At 72.0% G+C, this 20,939-nt stretch carries 17 protein-coding genes; 7 read left to right on the plus strand and 10 right to left on the minus strand.

Annotated features, from left to right (window positions below; genetic code table 11):
• Positions 1–98 precede the first annotated feature (98 nt).
• Complete coding sequence (locus ACH4RG_RS11755; protein ID WP_397916278.1) at positions 99–1,001, minus strand: slipin family protein; 903 nt, start codon at positions 999–1,001, stop codon at positions 99–101.
• Positions 1,002–1,255: 254 nt separating this feature from the next.
• Between ACH4RG_RS11755 and ACH4RG_RS11760 the strand changes: the two genes are divergently transcribed.
• Complete coding sequence (locus tag ACH4RG_RS11760) at positions 1,256–1,612, plus strand: hypothetical protein (RefSeq protein ID WP_397916280.1); 357 nt, start codon at positions 1,256–1,258, stop codon at positions 1,610–1,612.
• A 45-nt stretch (positions 1,613–1,657) separates the two neighbouring features.
• Here ACH4RG_RS11760 and ACH4RG_RS11765 read toward each other — a convergent pair whose 3' ends face one another.
• On the minus strand, positions 1,658–2,356 hold the full coding sequence (locus ACH4RG_RS11765; protein WP_398539445.1) for a class I SAM-dependent methyltransferase: 699 nt from the start codon (positions 2,354–2,356) through the stop codon (positions 1,658–1,660).
• 72 nt (positions 2,357–2,428) lie between these two features.
• Here ACH4RG_RS11765 and ACH4RG_RS11770 point away from each other — a divergent pair, with 72 nt between their 5' ends.
• Entirely contained in the window at positions 2,429–2,794 is a 366-nt protein-coding gene (locus tag ACH4RG_RS11770; protein ID WP_397917202.1) for a DUF6343 family protein, read from the plus strand.
• Between the two features lie 31 nt (positions 2,795–2,825).
• Here the strand turns inward: ACH4RG_RS11770 and ACH4RG_RS11775 are convergent, their stop codons facing one another.
• From ACH4RG_RS11775 to ACH4RG_RS11785, 3 genes are all read right to left on the minus strand, one after another.
• Entirely contained in the window at positions 2,826–3,194 is a 369-nt protein-coding gene (locus ACH4RG_RS11775; protein ID WP_018957593.1) for a tetratricopeptide repeat protein, read from the minus strand.
• Between the two features lie 93 nt (positions 3,195–3,287).
• Positions 3,288–3,890 (minus strand): dephospho-CoA kinase, encoded by a 603-nt coding sequence (gene coaE, locus ACH4RG_RS11780; protein ID WP_397916282.1) that lies wholly within the window; start codon positions 3,888–3,890, stop codon positions 3,288–3,290.
• 31 nt (positions 3,891–3,921) lie between these two features.
• On the minus strand, positions 3,922–4,860 hold the full coding sequence (locus ACH4RG_RS11785) for a PAC2 family protein (RefSeq protein WP_397916283.1): 939 nt from the start codon (positions 4,858–4,860) through the stop codon (positions 3,922–3,924).
• Positions 4,861–5,134: 274 nt separating this feature from the next.
• Here ACH4RG_RS11785 and ACH4RG_RS11790 point away from each other — a divergent pair, with 274 nt between their 5' ends.
• Positions 5,135–6,094 (plus strand): right-handed parallel beta-helix repeat-containing protein, encoded by a 960-nt coding sequence (locus ACH4RG_RS11790; RefSeq protein WP_397916284.1) that lies wholly within the window; start codon positions 5,135–5,137, stop codon positions 6,092–6,094.
• 104 nt (positions 6,095–6,198) lie between these two features.
• On the opposite strand, the gene rpsA is transcribed toward ACH4RG_RS11790, so the two are convergent.
• A complete protein-coding gene (rpsA, locus tag ACH4RG_RS11795; protein WP_397916285.1) occupies positions 6,199–7,716 on the minus strand; it encodes a 30S ribosomal protein S1 in 1,518 nt (505 codons plus the stop codon).
• A 409-nt stretch (positions 7,717–8,125) separates the two neighbouring features.
• On the opposite strand from rpsA, the gene ACH4RG_RS11800 reads away from it, so the two are divergent.
• Together ACH4RG_RS11800 and hrpB are read left to right on the plus strand one after the other, a co-directional pair.
• Positions 8,126–8,965 carry a class I SAM-dependent methyltransferase gene (locus ACH4RG_RS11800; protein WP_397916286.1) on the plus strand — a complete coding sequence of 280 codons (840 nt, stop codon included), beginning with the start codon at positions 8,126–8,128 and terminating at the stop codon, positions 8,963–8,965.
• A 60-nt stretch (positions 8,966–9,025) separates the two neighbouring features.
• Entirely contained in the window at positions 9,026–11,527 is a 2,502-nt protein-coding gene (gene hrpB, locus ACH4RG_RS11805; protein ID WP_398539446.1) for an ATP-dependent helicase HrpB, read from the plus strand.
• Here the strand turns inward: hrpB and ACH4RG_RS11810 are convergent.
• From ACH4RG_RS11810 to ACH4RG_RS11820, 3 genes are all read right to left on the minus strand, one after another.
• Entirely contained in the window at positions 11,514–12,479 is a 966-nt protein-coding gene (locus tag ACH4RG_RS11810; RefSeq protein WP_397930088.1) for a DUF3068 domain-containing protein, read from the minus strand. The two genes, hrpB and ACH4RG_RS11810, sit on opposite strands and share 14 nt — an antisense overlap.
• 26 nt (positions 12,480–12,505) lie before the next feature.
• The gene (locus tag ACH4RG_RS11815; protein ID WP_018957585.1) at positions 12,506–12,643 is read right to left on the minus strand and encodes an SPW_0924 family protein; all 138 of its coding nucleotides are present in this window, start codon (positions 12,641–12,643) and stop codon (positions 12,506–12,508) included.
• Positions 12,644–12,829: 186 nt separating this feature from the next.
• Positions 12,830–14,647: a lytic murein transglycosylase gene (locus tag ACH4RG_RS11820; RefSeq protein WP_398539447.1), complete on the minus strand. Its 1,818-nt coding sequence runs from the start codon at positions 14,645–14,647 to the stop codon at positions 12,830–12,832.
• Positions 14,648–14,835: 188 nt separating this feature from the next.
• Here ACH4RG_RS11820 and ACH4RG_RS11825 point away from each other — a divergent pair, with 188 nt between their 5' ends.
• Positions 14,836–15,729: a DUF4184 family protein gene (locus ACH4RG_RS11825; protein WP_397930083.1), complete on the plus strand. Its 894-nt coding sequence runs from the start codon at positions 14,836–14,838 to the stop codon at positions 15,727–15,729.
• A 63-nt stretch (positions 15,730–15,792) separates the two neighbouring features.
• Here ACH4RG_RS11825 and polA read toward each other — a convergent pair whose 3' ends face one another.
• Positions 15,793–18,504, minus strand: coding sequence for a DNA polymerase I (polA, locus tag ACH4RG_RS11830; RefSeq protein ID WP_398539448.1), 2,712 nt, complete (start codon positions 18,502–18,504; stop codon positions 15,793–15,795).
• 119 nt (positions 18,505–18,623) lie between these two features.
• Here polA and ACH4RG_RS11835 point away from each other — a divergent pair, with 119 nt between their 5' ends.
• The gene (locus tag ACH4RG_RS11835) at positions 18,624–20,921 is read left to right on the plus strand and encodes an FdhF/YdeP family oxidoreductase (protein WP_398539449.1); all 2,298 of its coding nucleotides are present in this window, start codon (positions 18,624–18,626) and stop codon (positions 20,919–20,921) included.
• Positions 20,922–20,939: the final 18 nt, after the last annotated feature.

Below are 20,939 nucleotides of genomic sequence, written 5' to 3' on the forward strand. Positions count from 1 at the left end.
GGGAGGTCTGACACTGCGGACGCCCGCCGCATCACCCCAGGTCAGCGGCGGCGGAATCGATCGGGCGGGTACCCCGCTCCGCGCGTGGGCCGCCACGCTCAGTGATGGGCGAACGGCTGTTCCGATGAGGACGGCGCGGCCGGGGCAGGGGCGGTGGGGGGTGCGTTCGGGGCGAGGAGGTCGGCGGGTACGGCCGGGGCGGGGGGTGCGGCGGGTCCGTCGTGCCCCGCCTCCGCCGCCGGTTGCTGCGCGCGCTCCAGGAAGCGGAGCAACTCGACCGGGAAGGGCAGTACCAGCGTGGAGTTCTTCTCGGCCGCGACGGCGACCACGGTCTGCAACAGCCTCAGCTGGAGCGCCGCGGGCTGGGCGGACATCTCGCCGGCCGCCTGCGCCAGCTTCTTCGAGGCCTGGAGCTCCGCGTCGGCGTTGATCACCCTCGCGCGCCGTTCCCGGTCGGCCTCCGCCTGGCGGGCCATGGAGCGCTTCATGGTCTCCGGCAGCGAGACGTCCTTGATCTCCACCCGGTCGATCTGTACGCCCCAGCTGACCGCCGGGCTGTCGATCATGACCTCCAGCCCCTGGTTCAGCTTCTCGCGGTTGGACAGCAGATCGTCCAGGTCGCTCTTGCCGATGATCGACCGGAGCGAGGTCTGGGCCATCTGGGAGACGGCGAACCGGTAGTCCTCCACCGCGATGACGGCGTTCGTCGGGTCGACCACCTTGAAGTAGATGACGGCGTCCACGCGGACGGTGACGTTGTCCCGGGTGATGCCGTCCTGGGCGGGCACGGGCATGGTGACGATCTGCATGTTGACCTTGTGCAGCCGGTCGATCCCCGGCACGACCATGGTGAAGCCCGGCAGCCGCACGTCGTCCCGCAGTCGGCCGAGCCGCAGCACCACACCGCGCTCGTACTGCCGGATCACCCGCGCCGCCGAGGCCACGTACAGCGCTCCGGCGCAGACCACCGCCACCAGGGCGATCACCAGTTCCTGAACCATGACGGCCCCCAGGGAGGGAAGGGGAGCGGACACCCGCAGGCCCGTGGAACACCTTTCACACGTAGCACCTTTTATAAATTTATGCCCCATTTGGGCGTATGAGGAACCTTGGTCCGTCGCACCGCGGCTCGCCCGGTCGGCCGCGCACCGGATGCCTGCCCGCCCCGGGGCGGGCAGGGTGACCAGCGCCAGCACGTCTTCCCGACGTACCGAATCGCCGGACGAGCACCGGACGAGCAGACGAGGACCCGCCCATGTCCGTGACCGCCCCCGTTCCCCGCGGCCGACGCCGCCTCGGGATCGCCGCCGGAGCCTCGCTCCTCGCCCTCGCCGTCTCGGGCTGCTCGGGGCTCGGCCGCACCGCGGTGGGCCCGGTGACGTACACGACCGAGCGCGAAGCGGTGCTCCAGGTGAACAGCCCGTCGGTACGCGGCTGCCACCGGATCGCCCCGGCGGGAGCCCACGAGGTGGAGAACGGGACGCTGGTCGACGTCATCCTGTACCGCACACGGGACTGCACGGGCGACAGGACGACGTACGTGCCGACCAGGTTCAGCGATGTGACGGCGCCGGGCAGCGGTCCGTGGCGCAGCTACAGCTTCGTCCACTGAGCGACCGGCAGGGGGCGCGGCCGAAGCCCGCCCGCCCGCGGCCCCTCAGAGCACGGGGCGGGCCAGCAGCCAGGTGCCGTCGTCGGTGAGCGTGCGGTCCACCGTAAGCCCGGCCGTGGCCAGATGGCGGGCGATGTCCTCGTCGGACAGCTCCCGCGACAGGAAGGTCTGCGTCCACCGCGCGTCGTCGAAGTGATACTCCGCGCGCACCGAGCGCACACCGTCGCCCACCGGGTCCGCGGCGACGATCCGGATCAGTCCGCCGGACGGGTCGGTCCGCTCCCACGGCAGCTCCGAGCGGTGGGCGACCCCTTCGCGCTGGACGAGGACGATCCCGTCGTCCCGCACGTGGTCGCGGCAGACGCGCAGCATCCCGTCGCGCACCCGGTGCTCGCCCGCGTGGACCAGGAACGAGCCGAGCAGCACCACGTCGAACCGCTCGCCGCCCAGGTCCAGCGTTTCGATGGGGCTGCGCACCCTGCGCGCCCCGACGATCTCCTCCAGCATCTCCGGCGACTCGTCCACCGCCGTCACCCGGAATCCGCGCCGCACCAGCGGGTGGGTCACCCGGCCCGCCCCACAGCCCAGTTCGAGGATGCTCGCCCCGGCGGGGGCCACGCCCGCGATCACGTCCGGCTCGTCGCCGACGGACAGCCGACGATACAGCTCCACCGCGCACCCGTCAGGCGTGATGACTCCGGGGCCGGTCCCGTCGCACCCCTCGCGTACCAGCGATTCGCTCATGAGGGACGAACGAGCCGTCGCCTGGCGCGGTTCCCCGCCCCGTCGCTGTTTCGTCCGACGCCGGGTGGGTCCATCCTGGAAAACGAGGTGATCGCTATGCGTACGGGCAGTGAACCCGCGACCGCCCGCAGTCCCCTCCGGATGCGGCTCTGGCTCAGCCTGTGGGGAATGGCCTGGGCGCTCTTCGGCCTGGTGGCATTCGCCCTGAACGGACGGCCGGGCTGGGCGGCGGCCTGCGGGGTGGTGCTGCTGCTCGCGGTCCTGGACCTCGGCGTGATCACATACCGCATGCGCCAGGGCCCGCACTACCAGCCGGGCCGGGACGTCCCTCCGTACGAGCCGGACCACGGCGACGGCCGGCCCCGCCGCCCCGGGGCCGGTACGGACGGCCCTGGCAAGAACGGAGGGTGGGCTGGTCCTTCCTCCGGACCTCCCTAGGAGGGCCCCGGGCGTCGTCGGCCCCGCCCCGTCAGCCCCGCTCGTCGAACTTCGCCGCCCGGAGATACTCCGGCTTCGGGTCGAGCGCCGCCGCCAGGCGGAAGTGCCGGGTCGCCTGCTCGGGGCGGCCGGCCCGCTGGAAGGTGCGGGCCAGCGCGAAGTGGGCGAACGCGTTGTCCGGCTCACGCTCCAGCACCAGCTCGAATTCCAGCTCGGCGGGGCGCAGTTGGGCGGCGGCGAAGAAGGCGCGGGCCCGGAGCAGCCGGGCGGCGGTGTTCTCCGGATGGGCGGCGATCACCGAGTCGAGGAGCTTGACGGCACCCCGGGGGTCCCGGGCGTCGAGCAGTTGCTCGGCCGCACGGAAGTCGATGACGTGGGTCTCCGGATTCCTCTCGGGCACGGTCGCGTCCTTCCCTTCCCTCGCCGGTTTCCAACGTCCACCCCGGAGCCGGTATTCCGGTACGTCCGGCCGGGGCGTCCGGCGCACGCCGACTCAGCGGGCGGCGGCTCTGCGGACCAACTCGTCCCAGACCGAGCGCACCTGCGGTTCCAGCGCCTCCAGCGGACCGTCGTTGTCCACGATCAGGTCGGCGACGGCGCGGCGCTGGTCGCGGGTGGCCTGTGCGGCCATCCTGGCACGAGCGTCGGACTCCGTCATCCCGCGCAGCGTGACGAGCCGGTCGAGCTGGGTCTCGGCGGAGGCGTCGACGACCACGACCAGGTCGTAGAGAGGGGCGAGCCCGTTCTCCGTGAGGAGCGGGACGTCGTGGACGACGATGGCGTCCTCGGGGGCCGCCCGTTCCTGTTCGGCCGCGCGGGCGCCGACCAGGGGGTGGACGATCGCGTTGAGCGCGGCCAGCCGTCCGGCGTCGGCGAAGACGAGCGCGCCGAGCGCCGGGCGGTCCAGAGCGCCTTCGGCGGTCAGCACGCCCGGCCCGAACTCCTCGACGACGGCCGCGAGTCCGGGCGTACCGGGCTCGACGACCTCGCGGGCGATCCGGTCGGAGTCGATCAGGACGGCACCGTACTTCACGAGCAGCCGCGACACTTCGCTCTTGCCGGCTCCGATGCCGCCGGTCAGGCCCACTTTCAGCATGGGCCGCAGCCTACGGGCCGGGCGGGGGCGCTCAGCCCTCGCCCTCCCGCTCGGCGAGGAAGCGCTCGAACTCGCGGCCGATCTCGTCGGCCGACGGCAGGTCGACCGGTTCGGCGACGAGGTTGCCGCGCGTCTCGGAGCCGGCGACGGCGTCGTACTGGTGCTCCAGGCCCTCGACGAGCGAGACCAGTTCCTCGTCGCCCTGGCCGATCTGCCGGTCGATCTCGGTCTGGGTGCGGTGCGCCTCGGTGCGCAGGGAGTGCGCGAGCGCGGGCAGCACGAGGCCCGTCGCCGCGGTGATCGCCTCCAGTGCGGTCAGCGCCGCGTCCGGGTAGGAGGACCTGGCGACGTAGTGCGGGACGTGGGTGGCGACCCCGAGGACGTCGTGGCCCGCCTCCATCAGCCGGTACTCGACGAGGGCTTCGGCCGAACCGGGCACCTGGGCCTCGTCGAAGGGGCTGCGGTGGCCCGGCATCAGGTCGGTGCGGTTGCCGTGCGGGGTGATGCCGACGGGGCGGGTGTGCGGGACGCCCATCGGGATGCCGTGGAAGTTCACCGCGAGCCGGACGCCGAGGCGCTCGACGATCTGCTCGACCGCGGCGGCGAACCGCTCCCACTCCACGTCCGGCTCCGGGCCCGACAGCAGCAGGAAGGGCGCTCCGGTGGCGTCCTGGACCACCCTTACCTCCAGGGTCGGAGCCTCGAAGGACGTCCAGCGGTCGCGCCGGAAGGTGAGCAGGGGGCGCCGTGCGCGGTAGTCGACGAGCCGGTCGTGGTCGAAGCGCGCGACGACCTGGTGCGGCAGTGTTTCGAGCAGGCCGTCGACGATCTGCTCGCCGGTCTCGCCCGCGTCGATGTAGCCGTCGAAGTGGTAGAGCATGACCAGGCCGGCCGATTCCTGCGCCAGGGCCATGTCGACGACGGCCAGGCCCTTCGGCTCCCATTCGTACAAACTCTGCGGATCAGGCACGGTTACCGCTCCTCCTCGTGTTCGTAGAGAAGAACGCGAGGGGCGGCAGACGCATTCCCGCACCCTGATCTTTCCCCGGTGCGGGCAGGTCACGGTATGTCAGTTACCGGTCCCGCACCGGCCCTTCGCCGCTTCCGGCGCCGCCCGCCGATCCTGGTCCAGACCTTGACGCACTCCGCCGCCGTCCCTACCGTCACTGGGCAGTACGTTCAGGGACTCGCCCCATATTCATGTACGGGAACCCCTGGACCTCTCCGACGGGAAGGCACCCCCCATGCGCACCCGCTCCTCCCTCACCGCCCTGCTCGCCGCCGCCCTGGCCGCCGGCGGTCTCACCCTGGCCGGCGCCGGGCCCGCGAACGCGGCGGTCATCGACGTCAGCACCGCGGCCCAGCTCAAGTCGGCACTCACCGCCGTCTCCCCCGGTGACACGATCCGGCTCGCCGACGGCACGTACACCGGGAACTTCAAAACCACCCGGCCCGGCACCCCCGGGGCGCGGATCACCCTCACCGGCTCCAGCAGGGCGATCCTGACCGCGGGCGGCGGCTACGGGCTGCACCTGAACGGCGCCTCGTACTGGACCGTCCGGGGCGTCACGGTCAAGGGCGGCCAGAAGGGCATCATGACCGACGCGGCGAACGGCGTCGTCATCGACTCGGTGACCGTGCACGACCTCGACATGGAGGGCGTCCACTTCCGCAGGTCCAGCAAGGACGGCGTTCTGAAGAACTCCCGGATCCACGACACCGGGCAGAACGGACGCGGCATGGGGGAGGGCGTGTACGTCGGTTCGGCGGGCGACCTCTCCGACCGCAGCGACAACGCGCAGATCCTGAACAACATCATCGGCCCCGGTGTCGGCGGCGAGAGCATCGACATCAAGGAGGGCACGACCGGCGCGAGGATCATCGGCAACACCTTCGACGGCGACGGGCTGACCGGCGCCAACTACGACGACTCCTGGGTCGACGTGAAGGGCAACAACGTCCTGGTCGAGGGCAACAAGGGCTCGCGCACCACCAACAACGGCTACGAGACCCACACCCAGCAGAGCGGCTGGGGCTGCGGCACCGTCTTCCGCGGCAACACCTCGAACCTCTCCGGGGCCACCGGCGACAGGCAACTCGCCATCAACGTCACCAACAACGGTTCCGGTTGCCGCACCACGGTGTACGCGAGCAACACGGTCACCGGCGGCAAGGGGCTGACCAACGTCGCCGTCACCCCGTAGCCGCCCCGCCCCCTGAACACGAGTGAGGCCCGCCCCCCGAAGGGGACGGGCCTCACTTACCGCTTTACAGCTACCGCAGCCGATGGGCCGCCGGGGTCAGAGCGTCAGCTCTGGCCGCCCGCGAGCTTCTCGCGCAGCGCGGCAAGGGCCTCGTCCGACGCCAGGGCGCCGGAGTTGTCCGCCGACTCCGAGGAGTAGGAGCCGCCGCCACCGCCACCGCTGCCACCGGAGGCGGCCGGAGCAGCGCCGGCCGGGGCAGCAGCGCCCTCGGCCGCAGCAGCCTCGTCGGCCTCGCGGGACTTGATGACCTGGGCCTGGTGCTGCTCGAAGCGCGTCTGCGCCTCGGCGTACTGGGTCTCCCAGACCTCGCGCTGCGCCTCGAAGCCCTCGAGCCAGTCGTTGGTCTCGGGGTCGAAGCCCTCGGGGTAGATGTAGTTGCCCTGGTCGTCGTACGACGCGGCCATGCCGTACAGCGTCGGGTCGAACTCGACCGAGGCCGGGTCGCCACCGAAGGACTCGTTGGCCTGCTTCAGCGAGAGGCTGATGCGACGACGCTCGAGGTCGATGTCGATGACCTTGACGAAGATCTCGTCGTTGACCTGGACGACCTGCTCCGGGATCTCCACGTGGCGCTCGGCCAGCTCGGAGATGTGGACCAGGCCCTCGATGCCCTCGTCGACGCGGACGAACGCACCGAAGGGAACGAGCTTGGTGACCTTACCCGGGACGACCTGACCGATCTGGTGCGTCCGGGCGAACTGCTGCCACGGGTCTTCCTGCGTCGCCTTGAGCGACAGGGAGACGCGCTCGCGGTCCATGTCGACGTCGAGGACCTCGACGGTGACTTCCTGGCCGACCTCGACAACCTCGGAGGGGTGGTCGATGTGCTTCCAGGACAGCTCGGAGACGTGCACGAGACCGTCGACGCCACCCAGGTCCACGAAGGCACCGAAGTTGACGATCGAGGAGACGACGCCGGAGCGGACCTGACCCTTCTGCAGGGTCGTGAGGAACGTCTGGCGAACCTCGGACTGGGTCTGCTCGAGCCAGGCACGGCGGGACAGGACCACGTTGTTGCGGTTCTTGTCCAGCTCGATGATCTTGGCCTCGAGCTCCTTGCCCACGTAGGGCTGGAGGTCGCGGACGCGACGCATCTCGACGAGCGACGCCGGCAGGAAGCCACGGAGGCCGATGTCGAGGATGAGACCACCCTTGACCACCTCGATGACGGTACCGGTGACGATGCCGTCCTCTTCCTTGATCTTCTCGATGGTGCCCCAAGCACGCTCGTACTGAGCGCGCTTCTTCGAGAGAATCAGGCGGCCTTCCTTGTCCTCCTTCTGGAGAACCAGGGCCTCGATCTCGTCGCCGACCTTGACGACCTCGTTCGGGTCGACGTCGTGCTTGATCGAGAGCTCGCGGCTCGGGATGACACCTTCGGTCTTGTAACCGATGTCGAGGAGAACCTCGTCCCGGTCAACCTTGACGATGACGCCATCAACGATGTCGCCGTCGTTGAAGTACTTGATCGTCTCGTCGATCGCCGCGAGGAACGCGTCCGCGTCGCCGATGTCGTTGACCGCAACCTGCGGCGTGGTGGTGGTCTCGGTGCTGCTCGTCATGTGGGAAAGGGCTCCGGTACGGACAGAGAGTCGTAGGTACTGCTACGCCGAAAGCCCGTATCGCCTCTGCAGAAGCCGGACAGCCTGGAAAGCGCGCAATCCGTTTCCGGAGAGACGCCTCGACAACCGAGGGGACATGCAACAGACGCGAGCGCGGCCTGCTAGGTCTGAGGCGCGCAGGCTCGCAGCGCAACTTGTAGCATACGGGGGCAGCCGGACAGGGTCAATGCGCGAAGGCGCGCACCCGGGGCACATCGCCCCGATTCCGGCACAACTCCTGTTCCAGGAGGCCGTATCGGCCCGAGAACACTACGGCACGGCGCCGCGGACGCGCGTCCGCACCCTCGGGGTACATCCCCTGGTACGTACCGCGCGCGGCGGGTGAAGGCAAACTACAACGACGGGCACGATGAGCCAAGAGATCCACGGGACCTACTCCGCAGAACCCGCCGAGCCCCCGGAGCCGGAGGCCACACGCCGTGCGGCGGACGAGACGGAGAGCAGCCGGGCCAGCCGCGGCTGGTGGGACCGGAACGCCGACGCGTACCAGAGCGACCACGGCAATTTCCTGGGGGACGACCGTTTCGTCTGGGGTCCGGAGGGGCTGGACGAGGCGGACGCCGCCCTGCTGGGGCCCGTCGGCGCCCTCAAGGGCCTCGACGTCCTGGAGATCGGCGCCGGGGCCGCCCAGTGCTCGCGCTGGCTGGCCGGGCGGGGCGCCCGCCCGGTCGCGCTCGACCTCTCCCACCGCCAGCTCCAGCACGCCCTGCGGATCGGCGGGGACGTACCCCTGGTCGAGGCCGACGCGGGCCGGCTCCCGTTCCGGGACGGCTCCTTCGACCTGGCCTGCTCCGCGTACGGGGCGGTGCCGTTCGTCGCCGACCCCGTGCGGGTCTTCCGCGAGGTCCACCGGGTGCTGCGGCCCGGCGGGCGCTGGGTGTTCTCCGTGACGCACCCGATCCGCTGGGCCTTCCCGGACGAGCCCGGGCCCGAGGGGCTGTCCGTCGCCGCCTCCTACTTCGACCGCGTCCCCTACGTGGAGCAGGACGAGGGCGGCGACGCCGTCTATGTGGAACACCACCGCACGCTGGGCGACCGGGTCCGGGACGTGGTGGCGGGCGGCTTCCGGCTGGTCGACCTGGTCGAACCGGAATGGCCCGCCTGGAACGACCAGGAGTGGGGCGGCTGGTCCCCGCTGCGCGGCAACCTGATCCCGGGCACGGCGATCTTCGTCTGCGAGCGGGGCTGAGCCGCTGACCGGCCGGGGTGCGCGGAATCCCTGGGGCAGTTCCCGTACGACACTGGGGGCGTGATCCGCACCGAAGCCCTGGACCGCCTGCCCGTCCGCACCGCCGTGCCCGCCCTGCGGCGCGCGCTCGACGACCGGGGCGTCGCCGTCCTGTGCGCCCCGCCCGGCACCGGCAAGACGACGCTCGTCCCGCTGGTGCTGGCCGGGCTGACCGGCGAGGGCCCGGCGCGCCGGGTCGTGGTCGCCGAGCCGCGCCGGATCGCCGCGCGGGCCGCGGCGCGGCGGATGGCCTGGCTGCTGGGCGAGCGGCCGGGCGAGCGGGTCGGTTTCACGGTGCGCGGCGAGCGCGTGGTGGGGCGGGACACGGTGGTGGAGGTCGTGACCACCGGGGTGCTGCTCCAGCGGCTCCAGCGGGACCAGGAGCTGGCCGGGGTGGACGTGGTGATCATCGACGAGTGTCACGAGCGGCACCTGGACGCCGACACGGTCGCCGCGTTCCTCCTGGACGTACGGGAGGCGATCCGGCCCGATCTGCGGCTGGTGGCGGCGTCCGCGACGACGGACGCGGAGGGCTGGGCGCGGCTGCTCGGCGACGCCGAGGTGATCGAGGCGCGGGGGATCTCGCATCCGGTGGAGGTCCTCTGGGCGCCGCCCGCCCGTCCGGTGAAGCCGCCGCACGGGATGCGCGTCGACCCAGCGCTGCTGACGCATGTGGCGGCGACCGTGCGGCGGGCGCTCGCCGAGCGGGCGGGGGACGTGCTCTGCTTCCTGCCCGGCGTCGGCGAGATCGGGCGGGTGGCCGGGCAGCTCGCGGGGGTGGACGCGGAGGTGCTCCAGGTGCACGGACGGGCTCCGGCCGCCGTGCAGGACGCGGTGCTCGCCGGATCCTCCGGGGGGCGGCGGGTGGTCCTCGCGACCTCGGTGGCGGAGTCGTCGCTGACGGTGCCGGGGGTGCGGGTGGTCGTCGACTCGGGCCTCGCGCGGGAACCCCGTACCGACCATGCCCGGGGGCTGAGCGCCCTGAGCACCGTACGGGCCTCCCGGGCGGCCGGGCGGCAGCGCGCCGGGCGGGCGGGGCGGGAGGCTCCGGGGGCGGTCTACCGGTGCTGGGACCAGGCCGAGGACGGGCGGCTCGCGCGCTTCCCCTCCCCGGAGATCAAGGTCGCCGACCTGGCCGCGTTCGCGCTCCAGGCGGCGTGCTGGGGCGATCCGGACGCCTCCTCGCTCGCGCTGCTGGACCCGCCGCCCGCCGGGGCGATGGGCGCCGCCCGGGAGGTGCTGGAGGCGATCGGCGCGGTGGACGGCGGGGGCCGGGTCACCGAGCGCGGCGCCCGGATGTCCCGGCTCGGGCTGCACCCGCGGCTGGCGCGGGCCCTGCTGGACGGCGCCCGGGAGGCCGGGGCGCGGCGGGCCGCGGAGGTGGTGGCGCTGCTGAGCGAGGAACCGCCGAGGGAGTACGGGGACGATCTCGCGGCGGCGCTGCGGACCGCCCGCCGGGGCCAGGACGGATACGCGGCGCGCTGGAAGCAGGAGGTGCGGCGGCTGTCGAGCCAGGTGGAAGGCCCCGGCTCCGGCGGGGCTCGCTCCGATGACGCCGTCGTCGGCCTCATCGCCGCGCTGGCGTTCCCGGAGCGGGTGGCGCGGGCCCGGGGCGACGGGGCCTTCCTGATGGCGTCGGGCACGGGCGCGGAGCTGCGGGACGCCTCCCGGCTGCGCAGCGCGCCCTGGCTGGCCGTGGCGGTCGCGGACCGGCCCTCCCACGCGGCGTCGGCGCGGGTGCGGCTGGCGGCGGTGGTCGACGAGCCCACCGCGCTGCTGGCCGCCGGGCATCTGCGGGTGCGGGGCGAGGAGGTCCGGTGGGTGGGCGGCGAGGTGGTGGCCCGGTCGGTGGACCGGCTGGGCGCGGTGGAGCTGGCGGTACGGCCTCTGAAGCAGCCCGATCCGGAGCTGGTGCGCGGGGCCCTGGTCGAAGGGCTGCGGCGGGAGGGGCTCGGGTTGCTGCGGTGGACCCGGGACAGTGAGCAGTCGCGGCTGCGCCTGGCGTTCCTGCACCGGGTGCTGGGCGCGCCGTGGCCGGACGTCTCGGACGAGGCGCTGCTCGCGGAGACCGGGGCGTGGCTGGAGCCCGAGCTGTCGCGGGCCCGGCGGCGCTCGGACCTGGGCCGGATCGACGCGGGCCAGGCGTTGCGGCGGCTGCTGCCCTGGGCGAGCGGGGAGGCAGCCCGGCTGGACGAGCTGGCGCCGGAGCGGATCGAGGTGCCGAGCGGTTCCCGTATCAGGGTCGAGTACGGCGGCGAGCAGCCCGTCCTGGCGGTGAAGCTCCAGGAGTTGTTCGGGATGGCCGAGACGCCCCGGGTCGCCGGCGTGCCGGTCCTGGTGCACCTGCTCTCCCCCGCCGGGCGGCCCGCGGCCGTCACGGCGGATCTGGCGTCGTTCTGGCGGGAGGGCTACAAGGCGGTGCGGGCGGAGCTGCGCGGCCGCTACCCGAAACATCCGTGGCCGGAGGACCCCGCGACCGTACCGGCGACGCGGTTCACCTCGGCGCGGCTCAAACGGTCGTAGGAGTCTCGGCCCGCCGGGACCGCGCCTCCAGCCAGAGGGCGAGCGCGAGCAGTCCGACGCCGAGGCCGAGGAAGGACCAGGGCAGGTACGAGGTGAGGAGGAGGACCAGCACGCGCTGGGACTTCACCAGGTCGACGGTGTCCGCGATGTAGTCCTCGCGCATCTTCACATGGCCGGAGAACGCGGTGACGGTGTCCTCGGACATGCCCATCTTCCTGGCGTCGCGCAGCTCCTCCGTGTGGATCTCCTCGCCGTTGACGGGGGCTCCGGTGACGGGGTCGACCCAGAACATGCGCTGCGTGGTGTACCAGCGGGTCATGCCGGTCTGCGCGATCTGTTCGGCGGTGACGCCCTCGATGGGCATCTTCTTGGGCATCGGGACCTTGGTCCAGGGGATGGTCTGCTCGAAGTAGTACACCTCCAGACCGCGGAAGGTCCGGGTGCCCTTGTAGTGGATGGGGGCGGTGGTGCGGCTCTGGGCGTCGAAGTACGCGTAGTCCCGCTTCTCGGTGAGGAAGGGCCACTTGTACTCGATGCCCTCGCGCCGGACCGGGTCGCCGTCGACCATCTCGCCGGTGGCGTTGACGGGGGCCTGGCTGTGGGCGTCGAAGATGTAGCGCTCGGGGATCTCGGAGACCATCCTGCCGTCGGGGCCCTGGATGTAGGAGAGCGCGTCCCAGACGACGACGTCGCGTCCGGCGCCGCGTTCGATCTTCTCGGACTCCTCCACGTTGCCCTTGAGCGTCTGGACGATGGTGACCTTCTCGACCTTCCTGGCCTTGAGGGTGGTGTAGTCGAGGAGGGTCGCGGGGGACGCCTCCAGGACGACTTCCTGGTACTGGTTCGGCGGGACCTTGGCCAGGCGGGGGAAGGCGTACCAGCGCAGCAGGGGTGACAGGGCGGCGAAGAACACGGCGAAGGCCAGGAGTACGAGACCGGCTCGGCGGCGCATGGTGGTGACCTCTCCCTCTGCGGCGGCTATCTCTTCGGTCCCGGGACGGTGGTCAGCAGGGGTTTCGGCGAGGTCTCCCCGGCCGGGGAGCCGACGGCGGAGAGGGTGAACACGAGCACGAGGGCGGCGGCCAGTCCGATGGCGGCGGCGACGAGGGCACGCATGCTCGGCCTCCCGGGGCGGTGATCCGACGACGGCGACCTGATGGGCCGCCGGTGACCTGATGGGACGTCAGGGCTGGGGCACCGTAGCAACCTGGGCGCGAGATGAGAACAGAGCGGACAGCCCCTCGGCCGGATGACCGAGGGGCTGTGCGCGGCGGCTGTGCGGTGTGGCGGGTGCGGGCGGGGTCAGGCTTCGGGGGTTCCCGTCTCCTTCGGAGCCGCCTCCGCGGGGGCTGTCCCCTCCGGGGCGGCCTCCTCAGGGGCTGTCTCCTCGGGAGCCGTCTCCTCGGGAGCCGTCTCCTCCGGGGCCCGGATGGTGAGTTCGATGACGACCGAGGCGCCGCCCTCGGTGGTGAGGCGCAGCTTGAATGTGCCCTCGGTCTCGTCCGCGAAGATCTCCGGGAGCCGGAGCACGCCTCCGGCGTCCGTCGTCAGGGTGGTCAGGGTCCGCACCGGCTTGCCGGCCGCGTCCTTGAAGTACGGGCCCTTGTCGTTGTCGAAGAGCCCCAGGGGGTCCTTGACCATGGTGGCGGTGACGGCCACTCCGGCCGCCGCGGCGTTCTTGTACGTGGCCTTGACGGTGACGGCGTCCGCGAACTTCTCGCCGGGTGCGGCGACCAGCGTCTTCTCGCCGGTCCTGGCGAGGTCGTCGGCCTGGCGGGCGGTGACGGTCGCCGCGTAGGTCAGGGTGCGCGGCCTGCCGGTGCCCGCGACGGCGGTCACCGTGAACTCCCCGGCCTTCTCGCCGGCCCTGAGCTCCGGCGCGGTGGCGGTGCCGTTCGCCCCGGTCCGCACCGTGACGGTCTTCTTGCCGCCGGCGAAGAGTGTTCCGGTGTTCCCGGTGACGGTGAACGTGACGGGCACCTTGCCGAGCGGAGCGCCGAGCGCGTTGCGGGCCAGGACGGCGACCCGCTCGTCGAACGCCTGGCCCGCGGTGGCGCGCAGCGGGCCGGTGCCGGCGTTCTCCAGGGAGCCGAAGGTCTCGGCCGGCGTCGGCTTGGCGGTGGGCGGCTTCGGCGGCTTCGGCGTCGGGCTGGTGGAGCCGTCGCCGGGCTTCGAGGAGCCCGGCCCCGGCTTCCCGCCCGGCTTGTCCGGGGAGGGCTTCGGGCTCGGGGTGGCACTCGGACCGGCACCGGGACCGGTGCTCGGGCCCGGGTTCGGGGAGGGGGTGCTCGGAGTGGTGGGCAGCGTTCCGGTGCCGTCGGGGATCTCGTGCGTACCGCGCTGGTAGTAGGAGAACCAGGAGCGGACCGTGCGCAGGTACTCGTTCGACCGGTTGTAGCTCAGCACGGCCTTGTCGAGGTCGGCGGCGATGGCCAGGTCCCGGTCGTTGGCGCAGAGGTAGCGGCCGGCGGCGAGCGCCGCGTCGTAGATGTTGTTGGGGTCCTTGCGGCCGTCGCCGTTGGCGTCCTGGCCCCAGGAGGCCCAGGTCGACGGGATGAACTGCATCGGGCCGACCGCGCGGTCATGGACCGCGTCGCTGTCGTACGCCCCGCCGTCGGTGTCCTTGATCAGGGCGAAGCCCTGGCCGTTGAGGGCCGGGCCGAGGATCGGGGGGCTGGCGGTGCCGTTGGCGTCGACGCGTCCGCCGCGGGCCTGGCCGGACTCGACCTTGCCAATGGCCGCGAGGAGCTGCCAGGGCAGCCGGCAGGTGGGGTCGGTCGTCCTGACGGTCTGCTCGGCCTGCTTGTACGCGGCGAGGATCGACGCCGGAATGCCCGCTTCCGCGCTCCCGGTCACCGGCAGATTGCTGGAGGCTCCGGGCTTGTTGGGTGTCACCAGGGGCGGAAGGTCCGTGTAGTAGGGCGAGTTGCCGGTCGCGGCGTCGTCGTCCTCGGTGCTCGCGGTGTCCTCACCGGCCGCCTTCGGGTCACCGCCGCCGGCGGCTCCGTCGGCCAGGGTCACTGCGGGCGCCTGCGAGGCCGCGAGTGCCGCCACGGCGGCCGCCGCCACCGCGGTGGTCGTGGCCCCCTTGCGCAGACGTCGGCGAATGTGCGCTGCCATACGTTCCGGTCCCTCCCCCTCGAAGGCTGCTCGCGCTCCCCAGCGCAAGGACTCCAGCGACCCTACGGCACCTTGTGTCGGCCGAGCACTGAGCCCTGACCGCTTCTTACTGTTTTTTCACGTTCGCGGACGCATGTTGTCCTGCCGGCCACAGAAGGGTGCCCGAACGGTCCCGCATACTTGCCGTCATGCCGTTCACGCTCAGTCATGCCGCCGCCGTGCTCCCGGCGATCCGCCGGAACGGGACGGCCCGGTGGCCGCTGTTCCCCTCCGCTCTCGTCGCCGGTTCCTTCGCGCCCGACATCACCTACTTCGCGGACACGGTGATCCCCGGGGCGATGGAGTTCGGTTCGTTCACGCACACCTTCCTCGGGGTCGTCACGGTGAACGTGGTCATCGCCGCGGCGCTGGTGACGGTGTGGGTCCTGCTGCGGGAGCCATGGGCGGCGCTGCTGCCGGTACGCGTACGGGGCCGCGTCCACGCCTTCGTCCGGGGGCAGCGGTGGACGCGGGCCTCCTTCGGTCCGTCCGCCTGGCTGTGGTTCGCCGTCTCCGGTGCGCTGGGCGCGGCCACGCACGTGGTGTGGGACGCGTTCACCCACCACAGCCGGTGGGGGACGGAGCTGGTGCCGGTACTCAGCCGCAGTGTCGGCGGCTTCCCCGTGTACCAGATCGTCCAGTACGGCACTTCGGCCCTGGCCCTCGTGGTCATCGGCTGGTTCGCCGTCACCGGGCTCCGGCTGACCCCGGAGGCCCCCGCGCCCGAGGAGGTGCCGGTGCTCGGCCGCCGGGAGAGGTGGGGCGCTCTCGGCCTGCTGGGCCTGTGCGTGCTGCTCGGCACCGTCCACCGGTGCGTTCGCTGGTACGCCCACTTCGGCCGGGTGGAGAGCCCGCTCGACATCATCCCCACGGCCTGCTTCGGCGCGGGCGCCGGGCTCGCGGCCGGGCTGCTGCTGTACGGGGTGTGGATGCGGCTGCCGGGCGGGCGGCGGGGGACGCCGGTAGCGGTGGGGACGCAGGGCCCGGAGCGGACTCCGGTAGCGGAGGGGACCCGTACGGGAGCGCCGGCCGACCGGAGGTAGGGCCGGGCGGAAGGCCCGGGCCCGGAACCGTGACGCGGTCCGGGCCCGGCCTCTGTCGGCGGCTCAGTGCGCGGCCGACTCCCAGTCCTCGCCGACGCCGACCGACACGTCGAGCGGGGCGCGCAGCTCGACCGCGTGGGCCATCTCGTGGCGCACGATCTCCTCCACCCGCTTCCGCTCACCCTTCGCGATCTCCAGGACGATTTCGTCGTGGACCTGGAGCAGCATCCGCGAGGTCAGCCGGGCCTCGGTGAGCGCCTTGTCCACCCGCAGCATCGCGACCTTCACGATGTCCGCGGCGGTGCCCTGGATCGGGGCGTTGAGCGCCATCCGCTCGGCGGCCTCGCGGCGCTGGCGGTTGTCGCTGTTCAGGTCGGGGAGATAGCGGCGCCGGCCGAGAATCGTCTCCGTGTACCCGGTGGCCCTGGCTTCCTCGACGACCCGGTGGAGATAGTCCCGTACCCCGCCGAACCGCTCGAAGTAGGTGTCCATCAGCACCCGGGCCTCGGCGGGGTCGATGTTCAGCTGCTGGGAGAGGCCGAACGCGGAGAGACCGTACGCCAGGCCGTAGGACATGGCCTTGATCTTGCGGCGCATCTCCCCGTCGACCGCGTCCTTCTCGACGCCGAAGACCTGCGAGGCGACCGTGGTGTGCAGGTCCTCGCCCGAGGCGAACGCCTCGATCAGACCGGCGTCCTCGGAGAGGTGCGCCATCACCCGCAGCTCGATCTGGCTGTAGTCCGCCGTCATCAGGGTCTCGAAGCCCTCGCCGACGACGAAGCCCCGGCGGATCGCCCGGCCCTCGTCCGTGCGGACGGGAATGTTCTGCAGGTTGGGGTCGGTGGAGGAGAGCCGACCGGTCGCCGCCACCGTCTGGTTGAACGTGGTGTGGATCCGGCCGTCGGCGGCGATCGTCTTGATCAGGCCCTCGACGGTGACCCTCAGCCTTGCCTGATCGCGGTGGCGCAGCATCAGGACCGGCAGCTCGTGCTCGGTCTGCGCGGCCAGCCAGGCCAGCGCGTCCGCGTCCGTGGTGTATCCCGTCTTGGTCTTCTTCGTCTTCGGCAGGCCCAGCTCGCCGAAGAGGATCTCCTGGAGCTGCTTGGGCGATCCGAGGTTGAACTCGCGGCCCACCGCCGCGTGCGCCTCCTTCACCGCCTGCTGCACGGTCCCGGCGAACTGCTGCTCCATCCCCTCCAGGTGGGCCCGGTCCGCGGCGATCCCGTGCCGCTCCAGACGGGCCAGGAGGATCGACGTCGGCAGCTCCATGTCGTGCAGCAGCTCCGCCGCGCCCACCTCCTGGAGACGGGTGGTGAACGCGTCGCCCAGGTCGAGCACGGCGCGGGCCTGCGCCATCAGGGCGTCCGCCTCGGCCCGGTCGTCCGCGCCGAAGGCCAGCTGCCCGTCGGAGGCGGCGGCCGGGGCCAGCTCCCGGCCCAGATACTCCACGGCCAGCGCGTCCAGGGCGAAGGAGCGGCGGCCCGGCTTCACGAGATACGCGGCGAGCGCGGTGTCCATCGTGACGCCTTCGAGCCGCCAGCCGTGCTCGGGGAGGACCCGCATCACGTTCTTCGCGTTGTGCAGGACCTTCGGCCGCGCCGGGTCCGAGGCCCAGGCGGCGAACGCCTGCTCGTCGGCCTCCTCCAGCTGCGTCGGGTCCAGCCAGGCGGCGGCCCCGTCGGCGGCGGCGAGCGCGATCTCCGTGACCGTGCCGGCCCCCAGCGACCAGGTGTCCACCGTCATGACGCCGAGCGGCTGCGCACCGTGCGCCTCCAGCCAGGGGGCGACCTCGCCGGAGCCGAGCACGGCCCCGTCCAGCTCGATCCCGGGCGCGGGCGCGGGCGGCTCGGCCTCCGCCGCCCCGGGGTCGACGGCGAGGAGGCGCTCGCGCAGGCTCGGGTTGCGGATCTCCAGTATGTCCAGGACACCGGTGACCGCCGTGCGGTCGTACGGCGCGCGCTCCAGCTCGGCCGGGGTCTTCGGCAGCTCCACGTCCCGGACCATCTCGGTCAGCACCCGGTTCATCTTCACCGCGTCCAGGTGGTCGCGGAAACTCTGCCCGGCCTTGCCCTTGACCTCGTCCGCCCGCTCGATCAGCTCGGCGAACGAACCGAATTCGTTGATCCATTTCGTGGCCGTCTTCGGCCCGACGCCGGGGATGCCGGGGAGGTTGTCCGACGGGTCGCCGCGCAGCGCGGCGAAGTCCGGATACTGCTGCGGGGTGAGCCCGTACTTCTCGACGACCTTCTCCGGCGTGAACCGGGTCAGGTCGGAGACCCCCTTCATGGGGTACAGCACGGTCACGTTCTCCGTGATCAGCTGGAAGGAGTCCCGGTCGCCGGTGACGATCAGCACCTCGAACCCGGCCGCCTCGGCCTGGGTCGCCAGCGTCGCGATGACGTCGTCCGCCTCGAAACCGTCCACCGCGAACCGGTCCGCGCGCATCGCGTCCAGCAGCTCACCGATCAGCTCGACCTGCCCCTTGAACTCGTCGGGGGTCTTGGAGCGGTTCGCCTTGTACTCCGGGAACTCCTGCGCACGCCAGGTCTTGCGGGACACGTCGAACGCCACCGCGAAGTGCGTGGGCGCCTCATCACGCAGGGTGTTCGCCAGCATCGACATGAAGCCGTACACGGCATTCGTCGGCTGCCCCACCGCCGTCGTGAAATTCTCCGCGGGCAGGGCGAAGAACGCCCGGTACGCCAGGGAGTGCCCGTCCATGAGGAGCAGGCGCGGTCGGTTGTCTGCCGTCTTCTTCGATGCCGTCTCAGCCACGCCCCCGATCCTGCCACGGCCCACTGACAATCCGGACCGGCACGACATCCACGGGGCCGTGACAGGATCGACAGTGAGGACGAAGACACAGGGAAGAGCGCTCGAAGGGGAGCAGCATCATGGCCACCAAGCCGCCGACCGGTGACCCGGTCCAGGACGCCCCGCAGGTCGAGCCGGCCCCGCACGCCGCCGCGGGCCTGCCCGCCGTCGCCCACTCCCTGCGCATCGCCCAGCAGCAGATGGGCGTGCGCCGCACCGCGCAGACCCTCCTCAAGGTCAACCAGAAGGACGGCTTCGACTGCCCCGGCTGCGCCTGGCCCGAGGGCGACGAACGGCACACCGCCGAATTCTGCGAGAACGGCGCCAAGGCCGTCGCCGAGGAGGCGACCCTGCGCCGCGTCACCCCCGCCTTCTTCGCCGCCCACCCCCTGGCCGACCTCGCCGAACGCAGCGGCTACTGGCTCGGCCAGCAGGGCAGGATCACCCAGCCGGTGTACCTGCCCGAGGGCGCCGACCGGTACGAGGCGGTCACCTGGGAGCGGGCCTTCGCGATCATCGCCGAGGAGCTGACCGCCCTCGGCTCCCCCGACGAGGCCCTCTTCTACACCTCGGGACGCACGAGCAACGAGGCCGCGTTCCTGCTCCAGCTCTTCGCCCGCGAGTTCGGCACCAACAACCTGCCGGACTGCTCCAACATGTGCCACGAGTCGTCCGGCTCGGCGCTCACCGAGACCATCGGCGTCGGCAAGGGCAGCGTCTCCCTGGAGGACCTGCACCAGGCCGACCTGATCATCGTCGCCGGACAGAACCCCGGCACGAACCACCCCCGGATGCTGTCCGCCCTGGAGAAGGCGAAGACCGCCGGGGCGAAGATCATCTCGGTGAACCCGCTGCCCGAAGCCGGCATGGAGCGGTTCAAGAACCCCCAGACCCCGCAGGGCATGATCCGGGGCACCGCCCTCAACGACCTCTTCCTCCAGATCCGCATCGGCGGCGACCAGGCCCTCTTCCGCCTCCTCAACAAGCTGGTCCTCGCCGCCGACGGTGCCGTCGACACCGCGTTCGTCGCCGAACACACCCACGGCTACGAGGAGTTCGTCAAGGCCGCCGAAGCGGCCGACTGGGACGAGACCCTCACCGCGACCGGCCTCACCCGCGCCGAGATCGAGCAGGCCCTCGCCCTCGTCCTCGCCTCCAAGCGCACCATCGTCTGCTGGGCGATGGGCCTCACCCAGCACAAACACTCCGTGCCCACCATCCGCGAAGTCGTCAACTTCCTCCTCCTGCGCGGAAACATCGGCCGTCCCGGCGCCGGAGTCTGCCCGGTGCGCGGCCACTCCAACGTCCAGGGCGACCGCACCATGGGCATCTTCGAACGGCCCGCACCGGCCTTCCTCGACGCCCTCGACAAGGAGTTCGGCATCACCTCGCCGCGCCACCACGGCCTGGACGTGGTGCGCTCCATCCAGGCCCTGCGCGACGGCGAGGCGAAGGTCTTCTTCGCGATGGGCGGCAACTTCGTCGCGGCCACACCCGACACCGCCGTCACCGAGGCCGCGATGCGCCGCGCCCGCCTCACCGTCCACGTCTCGACCAAGCTCAACCGCTCCCACGCCGTGACCGGGACCCGCGCCCTGATCCTGCCCACGCTCGGCCGGACCGACAAGGACGTCCAGGCGAGCGGCAAGCAGTTCGTCACCGTCGAGGACTCCATGGGCATGGTCCACGCCTCACGCGGCAACCTCGCCCCCGCGAGCCCCCACCTGCTCTCCGAGCCGGCCATCGTCGCCCGCCTCGCCCGCGCCGTCCTCGGCGACGCCTCCCGTACGGACTGGGAGGCCTTCGAGCGGGACTACGCCACCATCCGCGACCGCATCTCCCGCGTCGTCCCCGGCTTCGAGGACTTCAACACCCGCGTCGCCCGCCCCGGCGGCTTCACCCTGCCCCACGCCCCCCGCGACGAGCGCCGCTTCCCCACCGCCACCGGCCGCGCCAACTTCACCGCCGCCCCCGTCGAGTACCCCGAACTCCCCGACGGCAGGCTGCTGTTGCAGACCCTGCGCTCCCACGACCAGTACAACACCACCATCTACGGCCTCGACGACCGCTACCGGGGCATCAAGGGCGGCCGCCGCATCGTCATGGTCAACCCCGAGGACGCCGCCGCCCTCGGCCTCGCCGACGGCGCGTACACCGACCTCGTCAGCGAGTGGAAGGACGGCGTCGAGCGCCGCGCGGCCGGCTTCCGCGTCGTCCACTACCCCACCGCCCGCGGCTGCGCCGCCGCCTACTACCCCGAGACCAACGTCCTGGTCCCCCTGGACTCCACGGCCGACACCAGCAACACCCCGGCCAGCAAATCGGTCGTCGTCCGTTTCGAGAGCACCCGGGCCGACGGAAGGACCGCCACCCCCTAAGCGTCCGCTCAGCCGTCT

Origin of the sequence: Streptomyces sp. NPDC021019 (genome assembly GCF_044333295.1) — a bacterium.
GTDB lineage: Bacteria > Actinomycetota > Actinomycetes > Streptomycetales > Streptomycetaceae > Streptomyces.

Coding starts and splice junctions, on each gene's coding strand:
- ACH4RG_RS11810 (WP_397930088.1), bottom strand. CDS start 12,479: ATGCGCCGCCGAGCCGGTCTCGTACTCCTGGCCTTCGCCGTGTTCTTC.
- ACH4RG_RS11755 (WP_397916278.1), bottom strand. CDS start 1,001: ATGGTTCAGGAACTGGTGATCGCCCTGGTGGCGGTGGTCTGCGCCGGA.
- coaE (WP_397916282.1), bottom strand. CDS start 3,890: ATGCTGAAAGTGGGCCTGACCGGCGGCATCGGAGCCGGCAAGAGCGAA.
- ACH4RG_RS11825 (WP_397930083.1), top strand. CDS start 14,836: ATGCCGTTCACGCTCAGTCATGCCGCCGCCGTGCTCCCGGCGATCCGC.
- ACH4RG_RS11765 (WP_398539445.1), bottom strand. CDS start 2,356: ATGAGCGAATCGCTGGTACGCGAGGGGTGCGACGGGACCGGCCCCGGA.
- ACH4RG_RS11790 (WP_397916284.1), top strand. CDS start 5,135: ATGCGCACCCGCTCCTCCCTCACCGCCCTGCTCGCCGCCGCCCTGGCC.
- ACH4RG_RS11815 (WP_018957585.1), bottom strand. CDS start 12,643: ATGCGTGCCCTCGTCGCCGCCGCCATCGGACTGGCCGCCGCCCTCGTG.
- ACH4RG_RS11800 (WP_397916286.1), top strand. CDS start 8,126: ATGAGCCAAGAGATCCACGGGACCTACTCCGCAGAACCCGCCGAGCCC.
- rpsA (WP_397916285.1), bottom strand. CDS start 7,716: ATGACGAGCAGCACCGAGACCACCACCACGCCGCAGGTTGCGGTCAAC.
- ACH4RG_RS11760 (WP_397916280.1), top strand. CDS start 1,256: ATGTCCGTGACCGCCCCCGTTCCCCGCGGCCGACGCCGCCTCGGGATC.
- ACH4RG_RS11820 (WP_398539447.1), bottom strand. CDS start 14,647: ATGGCAGCGCACATTCGCCGACGTCTGCGCAAGGGGGCCACGACCACC.
- ACH4RG_RS11835 (WP_398539449.1), top strand. CDS start 18,624: ATGGCCACCAAGCCGCCGACCGGTGACCCGGTCCAGGACGCCCCGCAG.